Source organism: Macrococcus bovicus, assembly GCF_004359575.1.
Taxonomy (GTDB): Bacteria; Bacillota; Bacilli; order Staphylococcales; family Staphylococcaceae; genus Macrococcus; species Macrococcus bovicus.
In genome coordinates this window covers 21,356-39,456 of sequence record NZ_SCWF01000015.1, presented here as the reverse complement: position 1 = coordinate 39,456, position 18,101 = coordinate 21,356, and the positions used below count along the sequence as shown (strand labels likewise).

The following is an 18,101-nucleotide window of genomic DNA, read 5'->3' as shown; positions in this document are numbered from 1 at the left end:
CTAACATTGTAGCATCTTGCCTAGAGGAAATCTAGGAGGAAATTATGAACAGTCCAGAAAGATTGTACTTTTTACAGCAAATTCATGAAGAACTCGAACATTGCGAGCATGAGATTAGCCTTAGAGCTAAACAAGGCTTAATCTTCATTACTTTTGACGAAGAGGATTTAAAAACACTTTGGCTCTATCCAAACAGTACGGTTGATGAGGCTTATGATGTGCTTGAACAGCTGAGAAGTAACATTCAGTTTCTTAATAATCAGTCGTTAGTGAGACTGTCATCATGAGCGAACAAGTCAGTTACATCTATAAATTGAAAGTTGCTGATCTTTACGTTACTTCTCATTCAGAACATGGCACTTCATACACCACGAATCGTTCACAAGCCAAACCGTTTGTTGGATACGGCAGCAACGATAAACAACCAACACTTGAAACGCACGACATCATAAAGCGTACTGAAATAACAAATATAAGTTATGAAAGGGTTGATCTAACGAATGAATAAATCTGAATCAATCGTCGAACTGTCAAAGGCCATGGCTAACTTTCAGGCGGAAGTAAAACAGCCGCTCAAAGATAAAAACAACCCGTTCTTCAAATCGAAATATGTGCCACTTGAGAGCGTCGTAGAGTCCATCACAGAGTCAGCGCCTAAGCACGGCTTATCATTTACCCAGTGGGCGCAGAATGACGCACAGGGACGTATAGGAGTAGCAACCCTGCTCATGCACTCTAGCGGCGAATATATCGAGTATGATCCAGTGTTCATGAATGCTGATAAGAATACAGCCCAAGGTGCAGGTGCCTTAATCACTTATCTCAAACGCTACTCATTATCTGCAATTTTTGGCATTACAAGTGATGAAGATGATGACGGTAATGCTGCCAGTGGTAACAAGCAACAGGTAAAGCAGACACCTATCTCACAAGAAAAAGTGGGAGAACTTAAAACAGCAGTCATTTCATTCGCAAAAGATTATGGAGCAGATGAAAAGTCAGTGCTAGAAAACCTGAATATTCGTGACTACACAAAGCTGACTATGCAGGCAGCTGATGAAGCCATCAAAACATTAAATAACTGGAGGAATCAATCATGATCAACAATGTCGTATTAGTAGGGCGTCTGACTAAAGACGTAGAGTATCAGGTCACACCATCAGGCATACCAGTAGCTAAGTTCACACTAGCAGTAAATCGTAATTTCAAATCACAGAATAGTGAACAGCAGGCTGACTTTATCAATATTGTCACTTTCAGAAAGACAGCTGAAGTAGTTAACCAGTACTGCTCAAAAGGCTCACTAGTAGGTGTGCAAGGACGGATGCAATCACGTAGCTATGAGAACAATGAGGGCCGTAAAGTCTATGTAACAGAGGTTGTGGCAGACAGCGTGCAGTTCCTCGAATCCAAAAAAGATAGTCAACAGAATCAGCAACAACAGCCACAAAGCAATCCATTCGCTAATCAACCACAACAACAGCAACCTCAACAACAATATCACCAGCAATATCAGCAAGCTCCACCACAACAATACCAGGCACAGCCTCAACAGCAGTACCAGGCACCACCGCAACAAAATCATTACAACAATCCGGCAACATCCGATTTTGATTCGGATAATCCGCCTTTTTAATGGTAGAGCCTGATGAATGAAGTTTGGAAAGATGTTGTTGGTTACGAAGGTATTTACGAGGTGAGTGATCATGGCAGAGTGAGAACAAAAGAAGGTAAACAAACGCATTCTGTCAGACATGGTGTTAGAACATGGAAATCCAGAATACTAAAAGAAAAGAACCCTAACGGAAGAGACGTCAGAGTTTCTCTTTGGAAGGACAAGAAAGATAAAACTTTCCTTGTGCATCGGCTTGTAGCATTCGCATTTATTCCAGAAGTGCCAGGCAAAACATGCATTAATCACATCGACGGAAATCCCAGAAATAATCATGTTTCAAATCTTGAGTGGTGTACTTATAAAGAAAATACTAATCATGCCTTTGATAACGATTTGCAAAGTTCAAACATGAAAGTGAAGTTGATCAATGCAATAGGTATCGAATATGAATTTAGAAGTATTGCGAGAGCAAATAAATTTCTAAAGAGAGGTCACTCATATATTAATGATCGATTGAGCAAAGGCTATAAATTGGTTGAAGATTTAGATGGCAATCAATATAGAGTAATCAAGCTGTAAGGAAGTGATGACATGGCCAGAATCGAAAGATACCACCACCGAGGGAATGGCCGCTTTGACATAGTAGTCCGCAATGTGTCGCTAGATGATGACACATTGCAGCTACTAGATAATGAGATACCTGTCGCAGCTAACCTTGAAGTGATTGATCCGCACAAGATAACAGTCAAGCAGCGCAAGAAGATATTCGCACTGCTGAATGACATATACGAATACACAGGCCAGCCCCAAGACGACCTGAGACAGACGTTTCAGTTCTATCTTGAAACTATCAAAGGCTATAAACCTATCAGCTTATCTGACACTACTAAACAGATAGCCAGAGAGCTAATCGAACTAATTCTTGAATGGGTATTCCTGCATGACATCCCTCTTAACTACAAAACAAGCGACCTCATGAAAGAGGATAAGCGATTCATCTACCTTGCAACCATCAAGCGTAAATGTGTCATCTGTGGAAAGCCTCACAGCGACCTGGCACACCGTCACGCAATAGGTCGAGGGATGAACAGAAACGAAATGAATCACTACGGTAACGAAGTACTTGCCTTATGCAGACAACATCATGGAGAACAGCATCAGATAGGCATAGACAGCTTTAACGAAAAATATCATCTGCATGACAGCTGGATCCAGGTGGATGACAAGCTTAATGCGATGTTGAGAGGTGAGAAAAGTGAATAAAATAGTCGGTGAAAATTTTCGTATCGAAATGGCTATAAGAAATTTAAAAATATCTGATGTCCATGAAGGCACAGGTATCTCTAGAACTACTTTAATGAGTATTGCAAGTGGAGAAAGTCAAGGTATTCAATACGGTACTTTAGAAACATTATGTAACTATTTAAAAATAGAACCTTATACACTTTTCAAAAAGAAGGTGTATCAAGATGACTGAACAACCTAGTTACTATGCAATTCTGACGGCTAACGTCAGATACGATAATAGGCTGACTGATAGCGAAAAAATACTCTTCGCTGAAATAACAGCATTATCAAATAAATACGGATATTGTACTGCTTCAAATGGTTACTTTGCCAAACTATACAACGTTCATAAAATAACAGTTTCAAATCGGATAGCTAATCTGAAAAAACTTAACTATCTCAGAGATGAAATGATATATGAGGGCAAAGAAATCAAGCAGCGAAAGTTATACCCATTAGTTGATGCATTAACCCCTATTAATGCAAACGCTAATACCCCTGTTAGTCATACGGTTAATACCCCTATTAATGCAAACGCTAAAGAGAATATTACAAGTATTAATAATACAAGTAATAATATATCGTCTAGCGATGCTAGACCGCACGAGGAAATCATTAATTACTTAAATGAAAAAACAGGTAAAAAGTTTTCTCATAAGACTAAACAGACAGTTGAATTTATCAACGGGAGACTTGGCGAAGGGAAAACGATTGATGATTTTAAAAAAGTTATAGATGTAAAAGTGGATGAATGGTTAAACACTGATCAAGATAAGCATCTGAATCCTAGTACTTTATTCAGACCAGCTAACTTTGAAAAATATCTTAATCAAAAACCTTCAAAGAAACGAAAAAATAACAATATAAATATTAAGGATAAATATGACGCATTCTTGGAGGGATGGCAATGACCCCTAAAGAAGCATTAGAACTAATTAAGTTAATTGAAACTTCCTACCATCAAATAAACTTTGATAAAGAACAAGCAGATGTCTGGATCAGCATCCTAATAAAAGGCGATTACCAACTAAGTAAAGAAAAAATTTATCGCTATGTATCTACCGAAAAGTTTCCCCCAGTTATTAGCGACTTTCTTGTAGTGATCCAGGACAAGCCTGTTGAAGATTACTCAGCTGATATTGCAGCAGTACAGAGAGAGTTGAATGACCCTGTACTCAGAAAGAAACGTGAGGAAGCCATGCAGAAGCTGCGAGAGGCAGTGAAAGGCATGAATGAGAAAGTAGGTGTCTCTGATGATTGAGTTTGAAGAGAACCTGCTTGCTTCACTCATCAAGTTTCCTAAGCTGTACGATGATCTACAAGTGACACCGAACATGATATCTGATGAAAGTATCAAGGCAACGCTGCAATTCTTTAGAGAAAAAGGGTTTGCAGATGTGGCCAGTCTGTACCAGGTCAGCGGAGCATCTAATCAGCAAGTGATTGATAAAAAGACAATCGGCAGTATGCGGAATGACAAATTCATCTTTGAGTCACACTTCAAGCAGTATCAGATAGATGTCATCAACGCATACAAACAGAGGATGATCATTAGCGCTGCTCAGGATTACATTGAGAAGCCTACCGTTGAATCGCAGAACTTTCTTCAGCAGACCATCACGCAGCTGAATGAAATTGATATTGATGATGAAGATACAAAGACTGATGTTCTGCTGCAGATCATGGACACCATCACAAGCGATGCTAAGTCGGGTATTCTGACAGGCTTCAAGTCACTCGACGGACTGACAGACGGATTTGATGCGAGTCAGTTCAACATTATAGGCGCTCGGCCGTCAATCGGTAAGACAGCCTTTGCAATCGCAATGGGCCTTCAGATGGCACAGAAAAACACAGTTCATTTTGTCTCACTTGAAACAAAAGATGTGAAAGTCACGACACGTATCTTATCGAATCTGTCGAACGTACCACTTAAGAAGTTTAAGAATGGCGGCATGATGACATCTGATGAAATTGAATTAGTGACTAAGTGGATTGGATACTATCAGAATCTGGACTTTCATGTACATGACAAGAACAACATCACACCTGCCAAGCTGAGAAGCATCATCGCTAAACATCCTGATAAGACCAACATCATCTTTCTCGACTACATTCAGCTGATGAAGTCAGACGATAAAAGCAAGGATAGACGTCTTGAACTTGAGCAGATCAGTCGAGAACTAAAGATTGTGGCCAAGGAAACAAACTCAGTTATCATCGCCCTAGCACAGCTGTCAAGGGGTGTCGAGCAGCGTCAGGACAAGCGACCTATTATGTCCGACCTCAAAGAAGCATCAGGACTGGAACAGGACGCAGACATCATCATGATGCTCTATCGTGATGATTACTATACAAAGCAAACAGATCCAGACAATCCAGGTAAATCAGAAATTGAGTGCATCATCGCGAAGAATAAGGACGGGGAGACAGGCACCGTCAAGATGGACTTCTACAAGGCTTCACAGAGGTTTTACGGTTGAATGACTCATTTACTATTGATGATTATTTGGAACGCCTGAGAGAGCTATACAAGGCGGAGACAATGCCTCTAGTCAAGATTTACTGGATGAAAGCTGGATTGATTGTAAAGCAGCTGCTGGATGAAGGGCATTATATGCCTTTCGATGCAGCAAGCGAAGAGTTTGAACGAGATCTATATGGAAGGATGGATTGGAATGGCAGTCACATACATGAACAACGTTCGTCCAGATAAGGTCCTTTATATCCTCGATTACTTCGAGGAAAAGGACTACTTCACAAGAGAAGATGTGATTCTCGACTATGTGAACGGAACGCAGCACATTGTCCTGGACGGAAACAAACCGGTCGCTGTATTTACCCTGGAACGCATATTGAACAGAAAACACTTCAAGCGCTTCTCAATTCTGAATGATCAGTATGGCCGAGGTTACTTCAAAGCGACCTTAGAGCAGCTGATTAAGTATAAGGAGCCTATTGTCCTCACAGTGCTTCCGACTAATGAGAAAGTCATCCGCATCTTAAAGGAACTTGGATTTGAAAGAGTGGATGGACAGGTCAAATCAAGGAACAGTGATAACTACTATGATTTATATGAAATACAGAATTTCAAATTGGAGGGCTATTGATGAAAAACACTTTAGGAGATTTAAATGGTTACTTATTTGAACAACTGGAACGATTAAGCAATCCGGAAATGACAGAGGAAGAAATGAAGCTGGAGATTGAGAGAGCGAGAACAGTCACAGGGGTAGCTTCTCAAGTCATTTCTAACGGTAATCTTGTACTGAAAGCCAAAATTGCTTATGACGAAAATCTTCAACGTGATGCAGTTAAGCCGAAATTACTGGAAGGCTAGTCATGAATAATCAAAAGTTTATCTTCACAGAAGAAATGGATCTGTTCCTCCGGAAGAACAATGAAGGCATATCCAATAAGATTCTTCATCAGATGTTCAGAGAACATTTCAATTGCAATATCGGCTTATCGACTTTCAAGAATCGGAGAAAATCACTAGGACTGCATAGCGGACTTACCGGAAGATATGAAAAGGGTCACACGTCTTGGAACAAAGGGAAATCAATGCCTTCGCATCCTAACTCAGTCAAAACACAGTTTAAGAAAGGCCAGCGACCGACATCATTCAAAGAAATAGGCAGCGAAAGAATCGTTGAGGGTTACTACGAAGTGAAAGTTGCTAATCCCAGCACGTGGAAAGCTAAGCATCGTTTGATATGGGAGGAACATCATGGACCTATACCAGATGGACATGTCGTAATGTTTGCTGATCAGAATCCAATGAACTGCACTATCGATAATTTGATGCTGGTATCCAGAGGGCAGATGGCCATTCTTAATCAAAACAACCTCTTGCAGGACAGCAAGGAATTAAATGAAACAGCATTACTAGTTGCAGATGTCATATCAGCCACATACCAAAGAAAGAAATCACTTAAAAAGAAAAGGGGCAAAAAGAATGTCAAAACTAACTGAACTAACAACAAAAATCGAGCAATGGTCCATCGACCGTAATCTTCATACTGCTGATCCACGTAAGCAGATGCTGAAACTGGGAGAAGAAACAGGCGAACTATACGCCGGCATCGCAAAGAACAATGATGGCCTGATTAAGGACAGCATAGGGGATGCAGTGGTCGTAATGACCATCCTCTCTCAGCAGAAGGAAATTGACTTCAACAAGTTAGTCGAGAGTGTCGAGAAAATGAACTGGACAAGCAGAAATGACCTGAATGGCCACACACTTACTCTGATGCATCACGTCGGAATGTTAGCTGCAGCATTTGAGCAGACGGGCGGTAATACGCACATCATGATGAGATTGCAATGGGTGCTTGAATCGCTCATCGACATCTGTGAGGCGCTTGACCTGGATCTGATTGAGTGCGTGGAACTTGCTTACAACGAGATTAAGGACAGAAAAGGCAAGATGATTGATGGCGTGTTCGTCAAAGAAGCAGACCTGCAGGAGGTAGAGCGATGAAAATCAATGAATTTAAAAAGCAAGTAGAAGAACTTGATAAAGCTATCCAAGTTATTGAACTCGCAGACAAGAGAGTACAAGTTCAATTCAACAATAAACAGGTAGCATATGTGAAAAATGAACTTTATTCGATGTCAACAGGTTTCACTGAATTTGATAGATTAGGTAATCATATCAAAGAAGACATCATGAATCTTTGCAGACTATTTGCAGCTACACCACCGGAAGAACGCATAGAAGAACCTAAGTTCAGATTGAAGTTGTGTGATGTATTCGATTGCGCAGGTCGTGAATACCTTAATTACATCAGCAGATTAAATGCATTCATCTTTGATACGGAAGTTTCAGCCTGGGATCATAAAACTCAATTTACCAAAAGAGAAATGGATTTGTTACCCGAAAAAATAAAAACCATGATTAGTTATAAAATTCTTATTCCGGAGGTAGTCGAATGAAGCCACAAAAAGGAGAATACTATGAACTGCTATTCATGCCGGAAGATAATCAACTTTTTAAAGTAGTCAAGTTTTTCAGACATGAGAGAAAACCCCGGGCAGTAGTCAGAAGTGAAGTATTTGATAAAGACTATCCTATCCCAGTGAGAGTCCTAAAATCAGAACACTGTCGAAAGATTGAACCGATCATCGAGCCTGTTGTAATAGCAGAAGATGATATGGATGAAGTAATTGATGCTATGGATGAAGTGGAGTCAATGAAGTCAAAAGGTAGAATCAAGGGGTTATTCAAACGAATTTTAGCGAGAACTGTCTAAGCGATGAATGGAAAGAGCAAATATAACGCCAAGAAGTCCACCTGGAACGGCATCACCTTTGACTCAGAAGTTGAATGCGAATACTACCAGTTCTTACTTCAGCAGAAAGAGCAGCACAAGATCAGCATCATCAGATTACAGCCAAAATACAAAATCATAGACAAAGTAGCACATTTCAGAGCGACCTATTATGTGGCGGACTTTGAAGTCACACTGCCGGGCGGCCATGTCATTGTCATCGACATCAAAGGCATGGCGACAGCCGAGGCAAAGCTAAAACGAAAGCTGTTCATGTCTCTCTATCCGAACTTGGAGCTGCTTTGGATATGCAAGGCTCCGAAGTACTACTTAAAAGAGACAGGCGAACAATGGATAGATTACGACGAGTTACAACGAATTATTGCACAGCGTAGAAAACTAAAAAAACTGGAGGAACAGAAAAATGAATGAGAAGACAATCGACTTAAACTTAAACACAATCTTAGACGGTGCAGTGCAGGAGAAATTTGAGGAGGAAATGGAGGCAGTCCTCAAGAACATCCATGACCCAAACACTGATCCATCGAAAGCACGTAAAGTCGTCATTGAGTTTAAAATCTCGTCAGACAGCCGCAGAGAGACGCTAAAGACTGAAGTAACTGCCAAGCATTCAATCATCGGCAAAGAGCCTGTGACGGCCACTCTGCTTACTGGAGAGGACAGCAAGGGCGTACATGCTAAGGAACTTAAATCAGGTGCAAAGGACCAGACTTATTTTGATGAGTCAGGCGAGGTCCTGGACGATGCAGGGCAGCCAGTCGAGAAGAAAAGCAACGTGACATCAATCGAGAAGAAAGCATTATACAAATAGGGGGATATGAACATGTTAAAAGAAGCTATGCAATGGATTCAAGAACAGACAGGTACTGTTCAAATAGTGCAGGTGAATGATCAGGAGTATGCAAACAGAGAACTGTACAAGCTGGAACAGCCACGGAGAAAAGAACTCACGGTAACGACACTCACTGGTTTAGTTGATTACATCAAGTCAGAGTTTGATGGAAACGAGAAGTTTATCATCACAGTCCTTAATCATCACAAGGTCGTCGTTGAGTCACAGCTGAATGTAAACAAAAGACGTGAGTTTGCTATCGTCTCTAATGCACAGCTGCCGGAGGTAAGACTCAACATCTTCATGGATCTGGAGGAGTTCAATATTCAGATGCAGTCCGTATTCGTCAACACAGACGAACGCAAGCACGTACTCAGTATGATTGGTAACATCCGGACGGACAATATCCATCACACAGGCGACGATGGCATCAGCCAACAGGTCGAAGTGAAGCGAGGAATTACGTCAGTGAAGAAAGAGGACGTACCTAATCCGGTCTACCTGAAACCGTTCAGAACGTTTACAGAGATCAGTCAACCTGAATCGCCGTTTGTCCTTAGATTGCGTGAGGGGAACGCAGGACTACAAGCAGCACTCTTTGAAGCAGACGGCGGCGCATGGAAGAATGAAGCCATCCTGAACATCAAGGAATACCTGGAGAGAGAACTGGAAGCAGAGAAGGAAAGAATCACTATTCTGGCATAACAATAGGGCGGGATATCCGCCTCTTATTTTAAAGTGAGAGGGCTGGTGGAACAGATGAATCTTGAAAAAGAACTGTTAAGTTACTGGGATAAGCAAGGTGTAGATTTAATCTATAAGTATAAACATCAAATACATTGGTACAGAAGCCATAGAGAAGGTCGGGTGAACATTAAGTTATTTAATGATTTAACACAAACCATGTTTAAAGAGATTACTGATATTGCTAGTGTTGATGGCTATGTCGAAGATGGCTATGCAGTATCAGTGAAAGAATTATTAGAACGATTGGGACATCAGAGACAACGTGCTGACGAACTAGAAAAAGAAAATGACATTCTAAAGCATAATATCAGAGTTGAACTTGATTCGAGCAGAAACATGTTTAGCAGGATGTGTAAGGAAAAACAACGCGCTGATGAAGCTGAGAAACGTGCTGACGCTGCGGAGGGTAAGTGGGAAGAGTTGAAAGCCCTTCTGGATGAAGAAATATCTTACAATGCAACATCTCTTCGCGCATTATTCGCGCAGCAATGGTTAGTAGAAATGCAAAATCTCGAACGAGGTGAAGAGTGATGGTATTAGTGATTAATTCTGTTTATACAGGTACAGATGGCAATAATTATAAAGTTGGGGGATATGATTCTTATTTTGGCATTGTTGATATTGTTAGTGAGGCAACAGGCGAAGAAAGAATGATTCATGATGAAGTATTTATAAAGTATTATCAACCCGTTGAACGAGGTGAAGAGTGATGACTAAACACAGCGCCATCTATAAGAAGGAGAACATCAGGGTCTACGGTGAACTAGTCGAAACGAAGAAGAAAGTCTATATCAGAGTTCCTGCAGGTATTATGTATCCGGTTGATCCGCATAGTATCAGAAAAGAGGAGGAAACGGAATGTTAACTATACTTGCGTGGATAGTCGTTATCGTGTTCGTTCTATTCCTGGTCGGAGTATTAGGGGAAATCTTCTCATGCCTCATACAGCTGATTATATACGGAATATTATTCTACATTGTCTACTGGGCGATTAACTATCTGACGGACGACAGACTGCATCATGCAATATCAAATGTGTTCACATAAAAAAAGAGCCTTCAAAGGCTCATGCTGTAATTATCCACAAACTAATTATAACATGAGGAGGCTCTACATGAAGGATTTACTCATACAATATTTACAGTCGGCGGATGACATGAAGAAACGGATAGATGCTTTCGAGGCAGAGCATGCTGATGTGATTGAGGCGTATAAGGAACAGGGTAAGGGAAGCCTGGGCGATAGGCAGAAGGCAGCGTGTCCTGTCATGCAGGAACTTACGACGATGAATGGCATGTACAATGAACTGCTGTTTGTGATTGAGTGGTTACGCTCCGGACACAATCCGAATGTGACAAATGCGATTGAGAGACGACAGGTGTATCTGGTTGATCAGCAGGTGCTGGAAGTGGCGATAGAGGATAATCAATACGTCAAAGTATCTGATGATGAGTACACGGATTATATATCCAACGCAGACAGCCCTATCAGCCACGCACTGAGACGATTATCGCCAAGAGAACTGGAAGTATTCATAATGATGAAATGTGAGGGAATGAGCGCTGGAGACGTTTCACAGCTACTGAATGTGAGAGTGACATCTGTTGAGTCATACCTGGAACGAGCGAAGAAGAAAATTGATGATGAGTTATACAGCAATCTATTCCTGGCAGTTTAAATTTTGCGGTGGATAATACACATTAGTGTAAGGTATGTTACTAGTTAGTAATAATATTTTACGCCTCCTAAATTTATATGAACGTGAAACCACCTAGCGGAAACTAGGTGGTTTTCTGTATACTTGAAGTGTTCATACAAAATTTAATGGAGGAAATTATGGATAAGAATGAAATTAATCTAGCTTTGGAAGAAATTCAAAAAATCATTGATCAACCGATGAATATTCATGGATTTTTAGGATTTGTACAGCGATATGAGGATTTAGAGACTTTTGTGGATATATATGCGAATGAAGAATATTTTAAAAGTAAGTATAAACAATTATCTATGAAAAAGATAAGCTACTCAGGGGCAAAACTTGATTTGGAATCACAGCATCTTGCTAAAACATTTAAAAAGAGATTATTAAAACTCAGAGAAGTAGCGAAAGATTTGGATGCTGAGAGAGAAAGCGAAGTTAGTGTGATCGCAAGTCAAAATTGTAACGAGAAAGAGAATAAGATATTTATTGTTCATGGTCATGATGGTAGTTTTAAACATGAAGTAGCAAGAATAATAGAAAAACAAGGTATTAAAGTAAGTATTCTGGCTGAATTGTCTAATAGACATAAAACGATATTAGACAAATTTATAGATGAAATTGAATCCTGTCGAGTTGCAATTATATTATATACACCTGATGATTTATTAGATGATTCTTATCAGGCTAGACCTAATGTTATATTCGAGCATGGTTATGCAATAGCAAAGTTAGGTAGAGAAAACGTAATAATGATGAAAAAAGCTGATGATAAAAACTTAGAACTACATTCTGATATACACGGGGTTTTATATACAAATGCCAATGATGGCGGATGGAAGTTAGAATTATTAAAAGAGTTAAGAGATATTGGTTTTGAATTAAATATAGATAATATTTGATAACACCTTTCGAGGTGTTTTTTTTAATACAAAAATTTAAAGTGTGATTAACATAGAGGGCGTGATTGAATGAGAGAAAAATGAACTTAACGGATAAGCAGGAGAAGTTCGTTCTTGGTCTGATTGAGGGAAAGAGCCAACGTAAAGCCTATATAGATGCTGGGTATTCAACGAATGGAAAGAGTGAAAAATTCATTGATCAAGCTGCAAGCCGTTTATATAAGAATAGCAAGGTTTATACAAGGTACGAGCAACTCAAATCGGAAGTCGCAGAACAGTCGAAATGGACACGCCTTAAGGCTTTCGAGGAGTATGAATGGCTCAAAAACATCGCCAAGAACGAAATTGAGAAGCAAGGCATACGCAAGCCGACCGCTGACGCATTTATAAGCAGCTTGGAAGGCATGAACAAGATGGCATTCACGAACGATGAACTTGCTAACAAAAAGATTGAAAAAGAGATTGAACTGTTAAGTAAGAAGATTGATCAGATGAATAGTAATGGTGAATCATCAACTGAGAACGCACTCGCTGATGCACTGATTAAGATGGCAGGTGGCACGCATGACATTTAATAATATCCTCACACCTAAGCAGCAGGAAGTTTTCAATTGCTTCATCCATGAACAGCCTGTAATCACAGTGGCAAGTGGAGCGAAACGTGCTGGCAAGACTTATGTATTGATACTGACGTTCCTTACGCATATTGCACGTTACAAGGATAAGGGCCTGAACTTCATTATTGGCGGTGCCACGCAGGCAGCAATTAGGCGTAACGTTCTAGATGATATGGAACTGATACTCGGCAAAGAGTTGAAACTGGATAAGTCGAACGCCGTCCGGATATTCGGCAATAAGGTTTACGTGTTTGACGGTGCGAATGCAGATGCTTGGAAGAAAGTTCGGGGTTTTACTGCAGCTGGTGCATTTCTGAATGAGGCGACTGCACTTCATGATAAGTTCATCAAGGAAGTCATCTCACGCTGTAGTGTGTCACATGCCAAAGTCATTATGGACACGAATCCTGAGAATCCGATGCACACGGTTAAAGTGGACTATATTGATAAATCCGGGCAGCGATTAAGTAACGGCAAGCTGAATATTAAAGCATTTCAGTTTACGTTGTTTGATAACACTTTTCTCAATTCTGAATACGTTGAATCGATAGTGGCCAGTACACCGTCGGGCATGTTCACTGATCGTGATATTTACGGCAAGTGGGTAGCAGCTGAGGGTGTTGTCTATGAGGACTTTGATAAAGAGGTTCACATTATTTCCAAAGAGGAACTAGAAACCGTACGAGTAGTTGAATACTTTGCGGGCGTTGACTGGGGCTTTAAACATTATGGATCTATACCGGTCATCGCAAGAAGTGACGAGGATAAGTTCTACCTGATCGAAGAAAACGCACATCAAGGCAGATTTATCGAGGACTGGATAGAAACAGCTAAAGATATTATGAAGCGTTACGGTCGTATCAATTTTTATTGTGACACCGCACGTCCGGAATACATTGAGGACTTCAGACGTGCAGGCATCAGAGCCATAGAAGCTGACAAATCAATATTAAGTGGTGTTGAAGAAGTAGCCAAGCTGATAAAGCTGAGGCGCTTCTTTTTTGTCGAAGGCTGCATGCGGTTTGAAGAAGAAATTTATAACTATGTGTGGGACGGTACAACAGGTAAACCACTGAAAGTGTTTGATGATGTACTGGACGGCATCAGATATGCCATCTATACACATCTGCAAGGCAGCAGCATGGCAATATTAAAGTAAAGGAGGCTGACCATGAGCGACGTACGACTATATTATGAAGAAGTATTTGAAACAATGAAGCAGGAAGAAGAAACTATCAGCGATATGATTAAGCGACTGATTGCAGAGCATCAGCCGATTGTGACAGCGCAGATGATTGGCGAGAAGTATTATGATGATCAGCCGGATATTCTACTGCGCAAACCGCCGGAGGACGCAGAAGGTCGAACGGATGACAAGAAGCCACATAACTTACTGGTCGCTAACTTTCATCCAAACCAGGTAGACCAGAAAGTAGGTTACTTACTGGCCGAGCCGATTAACTTCAAAGCCGAGGATGCTATCCTGGATAAAATAGGCGAGCGATTCGATGACAGCTTTGATGACCTTATCATTGACGTACTCACTGCAGCATCTAATAAAGGCATTGAGTGGATGCACGTCTACTATGACGCAGACGGGAACTTAAAGTTTAAGCAGATTCCGGCGGAGCAAGTTGTGCCTGTCTATGACGAGTACGGACAGCTGACGATGTTGATTAGACATTATGTGCTTAACCAGGTGAGCAGAGCAGAGATATGGACTGCAGAGCATGTTTATTACTATATGTTAAGTGACGGCGAGTATGTAGCTGATTATTTTTGGGGCGAGGCAATCAAGACGCACTACAATGGCGACAGCTGGGGACGTATTCCGTTCGTACCGTTCCGCAATAACTCAAAGGAGAAAGGCGACCTATGGAAGTATAAGTCGCTGATCGATGCGTTTAACAATCGGTTGTCGGACATCCAGAACACTTTCGATGAATCAACAGATTTAATCTTTGCTTTAAAAGGTTATAACGGTCAAGATTTAGGCGAATTTGTTCGTAATCTGAGACACTACAAAGCAATCAACCTATATAAAGATGGAGAGATTGACACAATCACAGTCAAGATTCCGATTGAAGAGACAGAACGGTATCTAAAGATGCTGCGTGAAATGATTATCGACTTCGGCCGTGGCGTTGACTTCCAGTCTGATAAGTTTGGGAACAGTCCATCAGGCGTAGCGCTCAAGATACTTTACAGCGGCTTAGACATCAAAGCGAAACAGCTCGAGCGTAAGACACGCGTAGCGATTAAGGAGCTTCTATGGTTTGTATTTGACGATGCAGGTATTCAAGCAGACCCGAAAGACGTTGAGATGACGTTCCAATATAACCGACTTAAGAACGATATGGAGGATGCGCAGATTGTCGTAATGTCTAAAGGTATTATCAGTGATGATACTCTTATCGGGAATCATCCATTTGTTGATGATCCGCAGGGTGAACGTGAGCGCTTAGACGAGCAGGAGATTGCATTTAACAAGCAACTACCCGATATAACGATTGGTGGTGAAGAAGATGAAAAGTAATGTTGAAGTGACGCATGAAATGAAGATAAATATTCTTAAAAAAACAATCGAAGAATTTATGGAAGGCGGAAAACACTTTCATAAAGTAGAAGGTTCTGAAGGATACAAGCAAGGATGGAATGATGGTCTAGCAGCAATATTAGTGAGTTTAGAAAAACTCGATAAACTTAACTGTGAAATCAGTGTCACGCTAGGTGGTGCATCAGATGAACCAGGAACAGATTAGGCAGAACATCGAGAAACTTATCGCCGAAGCTGAATCAAATATCGAGAAAGTATGGTCAGAACGTCTCGAGCAAATCATCAGTGAGCTGTCTCAACTCTACGAGAAAGCGACAGATGATGAGGGACACGTCGGATGGACAGAGTTTAATAAGTATAACCGGCTGAATAAAGAACTCGATCTGATTGCTAAACAGATGACAGGTGATTACTCAACCATCGCTAGTATTATTCAAAAATTACAGCAAAATATCTACTTACAGTCATTTATGCAGCATATGTTTTTGTTTGAATATCAGGCACAGAAGATTATCTTGCAGACGTATCCTAATTTAGAACAGATACAAAAAGCACTAGAGCAGCCGATTGAGTTTATTAAGTTATTACCCACACTCGCTAAACAGCGTATGCAGGTGTTAAATCGTATCCGCGTGGACATCGCACAGTCAATCATGGCGGGCGAGGGCTTCGGCAAGATGGCCAAGCGATTACGTGACAACTTAGGCATGACCGCTAAACAGTCGAAGCGTGTCGCACGTACAGAGGGTGGCAGAGCGATGATGCAGGCCTCGCTGGACAGTGCAGCGCAAGTTAAGGCGAACGGTGTAGACATTGAGAAGATGTGGACCGCTACACTCGACAGCCGTACACGGTCATCACATCGCAAGTTAGATGGCAAGGCAGTGGACATTGACCACAACTTTAAGATTAACGGCTGCGTCGGTCCTGGACCTAAACTACTGGTCGGTGCGAATGCAGCTAAGGAAAACATCAACTGCAGATGTGTGCTGATGTATTTAGTAGATGGTCAAGTGCCGGAAGTGAGACGGGCGAAAGATGTAGACGGCAAGCCGATGGTTATACCGTTCATGTCATACAGCGAGTATGAGAAGTGGGTTAAAGGAGGACGAGTGGCTTAATGGCTAAGATAGTTAAATTCTTTTCAGATCAGGACAACACGAAACAGCAACTCATTGAACATATTGAGGACTTACTTGAATGGGCAAAGAACGACGAGTTTGACAATGTGATGATCGCCACTAAATTAAAATCCGGAGAAGTGATGACAGGCTACTGTAATCTTGATATGGGAGATAAACAATATCTTAACTCACACATCCAAGTGGATATTAACTTTGAAACAGTAAGAGCGAATGTAGATGAATTAATAGAATGGGTGGAGGGATAACAATGAAATTTAGTTATGACAGTGAACCTAATCCGTTAGAACGCTTATTGAATGCACAGATTGCCGAACTCAAAGAAGATGGAGCAATCGCAACTAAAAACTTGTCAGACGGCTATCACACTATCGGACAACTTTACCACGATAGAGCAATCCTGTTTGCAGTTATCTGTAATACTTATAAAGAAAATGCTTTCAAATCAAAGTTACATGACGATGGCACAATGTATGATGATATGTTTATCGTCGGACTTTACACACCTGAAGGCACTTACACATATCACTATCACATGGAATATTGGGATATGTATGATGTTGAAGAACTCAAGCATGCACCGGCTTATGATGGTCATACATTTAAAGACATTGGTCGCTTATTCGGCTTAGTAGGCAGTAAGTAATTAATTAGTCCTAGACACGACTTTAAACTGTCTTATTTTAGTGCAGTCTTTTAAGGAGATGATCTTTAGATTCACTGTATCTCGCCCTCAGCATGGCGTTAAAAGGCTTATTTGTTTTACAAAAAATCTTCGTGGCGTTGCACGTTAAACACGTAAAGAGGAGAGATATTCATGGATTTAAAGCAGTTACTCGATCAGTACAAAAATGGTGAAGTTGAGCAGAGCGCAGTGATTGACGCTGTTGATGCCTTGAAAGCTGATATGGTACCACGTTCACGTCTGAATGATAAGAACGTAGAGATTCAGGACCTTAACGCAGAAATCGCTAAACGTGACGAACAAATCACCGCACTCGAAGCAGCGAAAGGCGACGCACAGCAGACTGCTGACTTACTGGAGCAGTACAAACAACAGAACGAGAACCACGTTGCAGAGATGAACAAATTAAAACTGAATAACGCAATCAAGCTGGCAGTCGCTAAAGAAGCGAATGATCCAGACGACATCCTGGCGTTCCTAAAAACAGATGCGCTGGAAGTCACTGAGGATGGTACCGTCAAAGGTTTAGATGACGCCATTACCACACTCAAAGAATCTAAGCCGTATTTATTCCAGGGAGAACAACGACGCTCAGGCAATCCGCCGGTTAACGGTGCAGTTACTGGAGCGATGACGAAGCAACAGATTATGGAGATTAAAGACCCGGCACAACGACAAGAAGCAATCAGAAGCAACATGAATCTATTTAACTAAAAAAGGAGAA

The 18,101-nt window shown here is 41.0% G+C and carries 34 protein-coding genes; all 34 read left to right on the top strand.

Annotation, left to right across the window (positions count from 1 at the left end; all coding sequences use genetic code 11):
- Window positions 1-44: 44 nt before the first annotated feature.
- The 34 genes from ERX55_RS10580 to ERX55_RS10425 all read left to right on the top strand — a co-directional run bounded on the left by ERX55_RS10580 (window position 45) and on the right by ERX55_RS10425 (window position 18,091).
- Window positions 45-287 (top strand): hypothetical protein, encoded by a 243-nt coding sequence (locus ERX55_RS10580; protein WP_133452556.1) that lies wholly within the window; start codon window positions 45-47, stop codon window positions 285-287.
- Window positions 284-508 (top strand): DUF2483 family protein, encoded by a 225-nt coding sequence (locus ERX55_RS10575; protein WP_133452555.1) that lies wholly within the window; start codon window positions 284-286, stop codon window positions 506-508. Before ERX55_RS10580 ends, ERX55_RS10575 begins: the two co-directional genes overlap by 4 nt.
- Window positions 501-1,100, top strand: a complete 600-nt coding sequence (locus ERX55_RS10570) for an ERF family protein (protein WP_133452554.1) — start codon at window positions 501-503, stop codon at window positions 1,098-1,100. Before ERX55_RS10575 ends, ERX55_RS10570 begins: the two co-directional genes overlap by 8 nt.
- Entirely contained in the window at window positions 1,097-1,636 is a 540-nt protein-coding gene (locus ERX55_RS10565) for a single-stranded DNA-binding protein (protein ID WP_133452553.1), read from the top strand. The genes ERX55_RS10570 and ERX55_RS10565 overlap by 4 nt, the downstream gene beginning before the upstream one ends.
- A 12-nt stretch (window positions 1,637-1,648) precedes the next feature.
- Entirely contained in the window at window positions 1,649-2,194 is a 546-nt protein-coding gene (locus ERX55_RS10560; protein ID WP_133452552.1) for an NUMOD4 domain-containing protein, read from the top strand.
- Window positions 2,195-2,206: 12 nt separating this feature from the next.
- Window positions 2,207-2,878 carry a putative HNHc nuclease gene (locus ERX55_RS10555; protein ID WP_133452551.1) on the top strand — a complete coding sequence of 224 codons (672 nt, stop codon included), beginning with the start codon at window positions 2,207-2,209 and terminating at the stop codon, window positions 2,876-2,878.
- Complete coding sequence (locus ERX55_RS10550; RefSeq protein WP_208001533.1) at window positions 2,871-3,092, top strand: helix-turn-helix domain-containing protein; 222 nt, start codon at window positions 2,871-2,873, stop codon at window positions 3,090-3,092. The genes ERX55_RS10555 and ERX55_RS10550 overlap by 8 nt, the downstream gene beginning before the upstream one ends.
- The gene (locus ERX55_RS10545) at window positions 3,085-3,813 is read left to right on the top strand and encodes a conserved phage C-terminal domain-containing protein (RefSeq protein WP_133452550.1); all 729 of its coding nucleotides are present in this window, start codon (window positions 3,085-3,087) and stop codon (window positions 3,811-3,813) included. The genes ERX55_RS10550 and ERX55_RS10545 overlap by 8 nt, the downstream gene beginning before the upstream one ends.
- The gene (locus ERX55_RS10540; RefSeq protein WP_165983781.1) at window positions 3,810-4,163 is read left to right on the top strand and encodes a hypothetical protein; all 354 of its coding nucleotides are present in this window, start codon (window positions 3,810-3,812) and stop codon (window positions 4,161-4,163) included. The genes ERX55_RS10545 and ERX55_RS10540 overlap by 4 nt, the downstream gene beginning before the upstream one ends.
- Window positions 4,156-5,385, top strand: a complete 1,230-nt coding sequence (locus ERX55_RS10535) for a DnaB helicase C-terminal domain-containing protein (protein WP_133452548.1) — start codon at window positions 4,156-4,158, stop codon at window positions 5,383-5,385. The genes ERX55_RS10540 and ERX55_RS10535 overlap by 8 nt, the downstream gene beginning before the upstream one ends.
- 62 nt (window positions 5,386-5,447) lie before the next feature.
- The gene (locus ERX55_RS11470) at window positions 5,448-5,618 is read left to right on the top strand and encodes a hypothetical protein (RefSeq protein ID WP_165983780.1); all 171 of its coding nucleotides are present in this window, start codon (window positions 5,448-5,450) and stop codon (window positions 5,616-5,618) included.
- The gene (locus tag ERX55_RS10530) at window positions 5,581-6,012 is read left to right on the top strand and encodes a GNAT family N-acetyltransferase (protein WP_133452547.1); all 432 of its coding nucleotides are present in this window, start codon (window positions 5,581-5,583) and stop codon (window positions 6,010-6,012) included. The genes ERX55_RS11470 and ERX55_RS10530 overlap by 38 nt, the downstream gene beginning before the upstream one ends.
- On the top strand, window positions 6,012-6,242 hold the full coding sequence (locus ERX55_RS10525; RefSeq protein WP_133452546.1) for a hypothetical protein: 231 nt from the start codon (window positions 6,012-6,014) through the stop codon (window positions 6,240-6,242). Before ERX55_RS10530 ends, ERX55_RS10525 begins: the two co-directional genes overlap by 1 nt.
- 2 nt (window positions 6,243-6,244) lie before the next feature.
- On the top strand, window positions 6,245-6,877 hold the full coding sequence (locus ERX55_RS10520; protein WP_133452545.1) for an HNH endonuclease signature motif containing protein: 633 nt from the start codon (window positions 6,245-6,247) through the stop codon (window positions 6,875-6,877).
- Window positions 6,861-7,385, top strand: coding sequence for a MazG-like family protein (locus ERX55_RS11580; RefSeq protein WP_243721502.1), 525 nt, complete (start codon window positions 6,861-6,863; stop codon window positions 7,383-7,385). The genes ERX55_RS10520 and ERX55_RS11580 overlap by 17 nt, the downstream gene beginning before the upstream one ends.
- Window positions 7,382-7,840 carry a hypothetical protein gene (locus tag ERX55_RS10510; RefSeq protein ID WP_133452543.1) on the top strand — a complete coding sequence of 153 codons (459 nt, stop codon included), beginning with the start codon at window positions 7,382-7,384 and terminating at the stop codon, window positions 7,838-7,840. Before ERX55_RS11580 ends, ERX55_RS10510 begins: the two co-directional genes overlap by 4 nt.
- Complete coding sequence (locus ERX55_RS10505) at window positions 7,837-8,157, top strand: hypothetical protein (RefSeq protein ID WP_133452542.1); 321 nt, start codon at window positions 7,837-7,839, stop codon at window positions 8,155-8,157. Before ERX55_RS10510 ends, ERX55_RS10505 begins: the two co-directional genes overlap by 4 nt.
- Before the next feature lie 3 nt (window positions 8,158-8,160).
- The gene (locus ERX55_RS10500; RefSeq protein WP_133452541.1) at window positions 8,161-8,607 is read left to right on the top strand and encodes a DUF1064 domain-containing protein; all 447 of its coding nucleotides are present in this window, start codon (window positions 8,161-8,163) and stop codon (window positions 8,605-8,607) included.
- Window positions 8,600-9,007, top strand: coding sequence for a hypothetical protein (locus ERX55_RS10495; RefSeq protein ID WP_133452540.1), 408 nt, complete (start codon window positions 8,600-8,602; stop codon window positions 9,005-9,007). Before ERX55_RS10500 ends, ERX55_RS10495 begins: the two co-directional genes overlap by 8 nt.
- Window positions 9,008-9,019: 12 nt before the next feature.
- On the top strand, window positions 9,020-9,733 hold the full coding sequence (locus ERX55_RS10490; protein WP_133452539.1) for a hypothetical protein: 714 nt from the start codon (window positions 9,020-9,022) through the stop codon (window positions 9,731-9,733).
- A gap of 45 nt (window positions 9,734-9,778) precedes the next feature.
- Window positions 9,779-10,306 (top strand): hypothetical protein, encoded by a 528-nt coding sequence (locus ERX55_RS10485; RefSeq protein ID WP_208001532.1) that lies wholly within the window; start codon window positions 9,779-9,781, stop codon window positions 10,304-10,306.
- On the top strand, window positions 10,303-10,485 hold the full coding sequence (locus tag ERX55_RS10480) for a hypothetical protein (protein ID WP_208001531.1): 183 nt from the start codon (window positions 10,303-10,305) through the stop codon (window positions 10,483-10,485). Before ERX55_RS10485 ends, ERX55_RS10480 begins: the two co-directional genes overlap by 4 nt.
- Window positions 10,485-10,640: a hypothetical protein gene (locus ERX55_RS11465; protein ID WP_165983779.1), complete on the top strand. Its 156-nt coding sequence runs from the start codon at window positions 10,485-10,487 to the stop codon at window positions 10,638-10,640. The genes ERX55_RS10480 and ERX55_RS11465 overlap by 1 nt, the downstream gene beginning before the upstream one ends.
- Window positions 10,634-10,822: a hypothetical protein gene (locus ERX55_RS10475; RefSeq protein ID WP_133452536.1), complete on the top strand. Its 189-nt coding sequence runs from the start codon at window positions 10,634-10,636 to the stop codon at window positions 10,820-10,822. The genes ERX55_RS11465 and ERX55_RS10475 overlap by 7 nt, the downstream gene beginning before the upstream one ends.
- A 67-nt stretch (window positions 10,823-10,889) precedes the next feature.
- Window positions 10,890-11,453 carry a sigma factor-like helix-turn-helix DNA-binding protein gene (locus tag ERX55_RS10470; RefSeq protein WP_165983778.1) on the top strand — a complete coding sequence of 188 codons (564 nt, stop codon included), beginning with the start codon at window positions 10,890-10,892 and terminating at the stop codon, window positions 11,451-11,453.
- A gap of 158 nt (window positions 11,454-11,611) precedes the next feature.
- On the top strand, window positions 11,612-12,376 hold the full coding sequence (locus ERX55_RS10465) for a TIR domain-containing protein (protein ID WP_165983777.1): 765 nt from the start codon (window positions 11,612-11,614) through the stop codon (window positions 12,374-12,376).
- Between the two features lie 65 nt (window positions 12,377-12,441).
- A complete protein-coding gene (locus ERX55_RS10460; RefSeq protein WP_243721501.1) occupies window positions 12,442-12,951 on the top strand; it encodes a terminase small subunit in 510 nt (169 codons plus the stop codon).
- Window positions 12,941-14,152: a PBSX family phage terminase large subunit gene (locus ERX55_RS10455; protein ID WP_133452533.1), complete on the top strand. Its 1,212-nt coding sequence runs from the start codon at window positions 12,941-12,943 to the stop codon at window positions 14,150-14,152. The genes ERX55_RS10460 and ERX55_RS10455 overlap by 11 nt, the downstream gene beginning before the upstream one ends.
- A 12-nt stretch (window positions 14,153-14,164) precedes the next feature.
- The gene (locus tag ERX55_RS10450) at window positions 14,165-15,529 is read left to right on the top strand and encodes a phage portal protein (RefSeq protein WP_133452532.1); all 1,365 of its coding nucleotides are present in this window, start codon (window positions 14,165-14,167) and stop codon (window positions 15,527-15,529) included.
- The gene (locus ERX55_RS10445) at window positions 15,519-15,755 is read left to right on the top strand and encodes a hypothetical protein (protein ID WP_133452531.1); all 237 of its coding nucleotides are present in this window, start codon (window positions 15,519-15,521) and stop codon (window positions 15,753-15,755) included. Before ERX55_RS10450 ends, ERX55_RS10445 begins: the two co-directional genes overlap by 11 nt.
- Window positions 15,736-16,671 carry a phage minor head protein gene (locus tag ERX55_RS10440; RefSeq protein WP_133452530.1) on the top strand — a complete coding sequence of 312 codons (936 nt, stop codon included), beginning with the start codon at window positions 15,736-15,738 and terminating at the stop codon, window positions 16,669-16,671. The genes ERX55_RS10445 and ERX55_RS10440 overlap by 20 nt, the downstream gene beginning before the upstream one ends.
- On the top strand, window positions 16,671-16,940 hold the full coding sequence (locus tag ERX55_RS10435) for a hypothetical protein (protein WP_133452529.1): 270 nt from the start codon (window positions 16,671-16,673) through the stop codon (window positions 16,938-16,940). Before ERX55_RS10440 ends, ERX55_RS10435 begins: the two co-directional genes overlap by 1 nt.
- A gap of 2 nt (window positions 16,941-16,942) precedes the next feature.
- Window positions 16,943-17,338, top strand: a complete 396-nt coding sequence (locus ERX55_RS10430) for a WDGH domain-containing protein (RefSeq protein WP_208001535.1) — start codon at window positions 16,943-16,945, stop codon at window positions 17,336-17,338.
- 171 nt (window positions 17,339-17,509) lie between these two features.
- Window positions 17,510-18,091 (top strand): phage scaffolding protein, encoded by a 582-nt coding sequence (locus ERX55_RS10425; protein ID WP_133452528.1) that lies wholly within the window; start codon window positions 17,510-17,512, stop codon window positions 18,089-18,091.
- The last annotated feature ends 10 nt before the right edge of the window (window positions 18,092-18,101 follow it).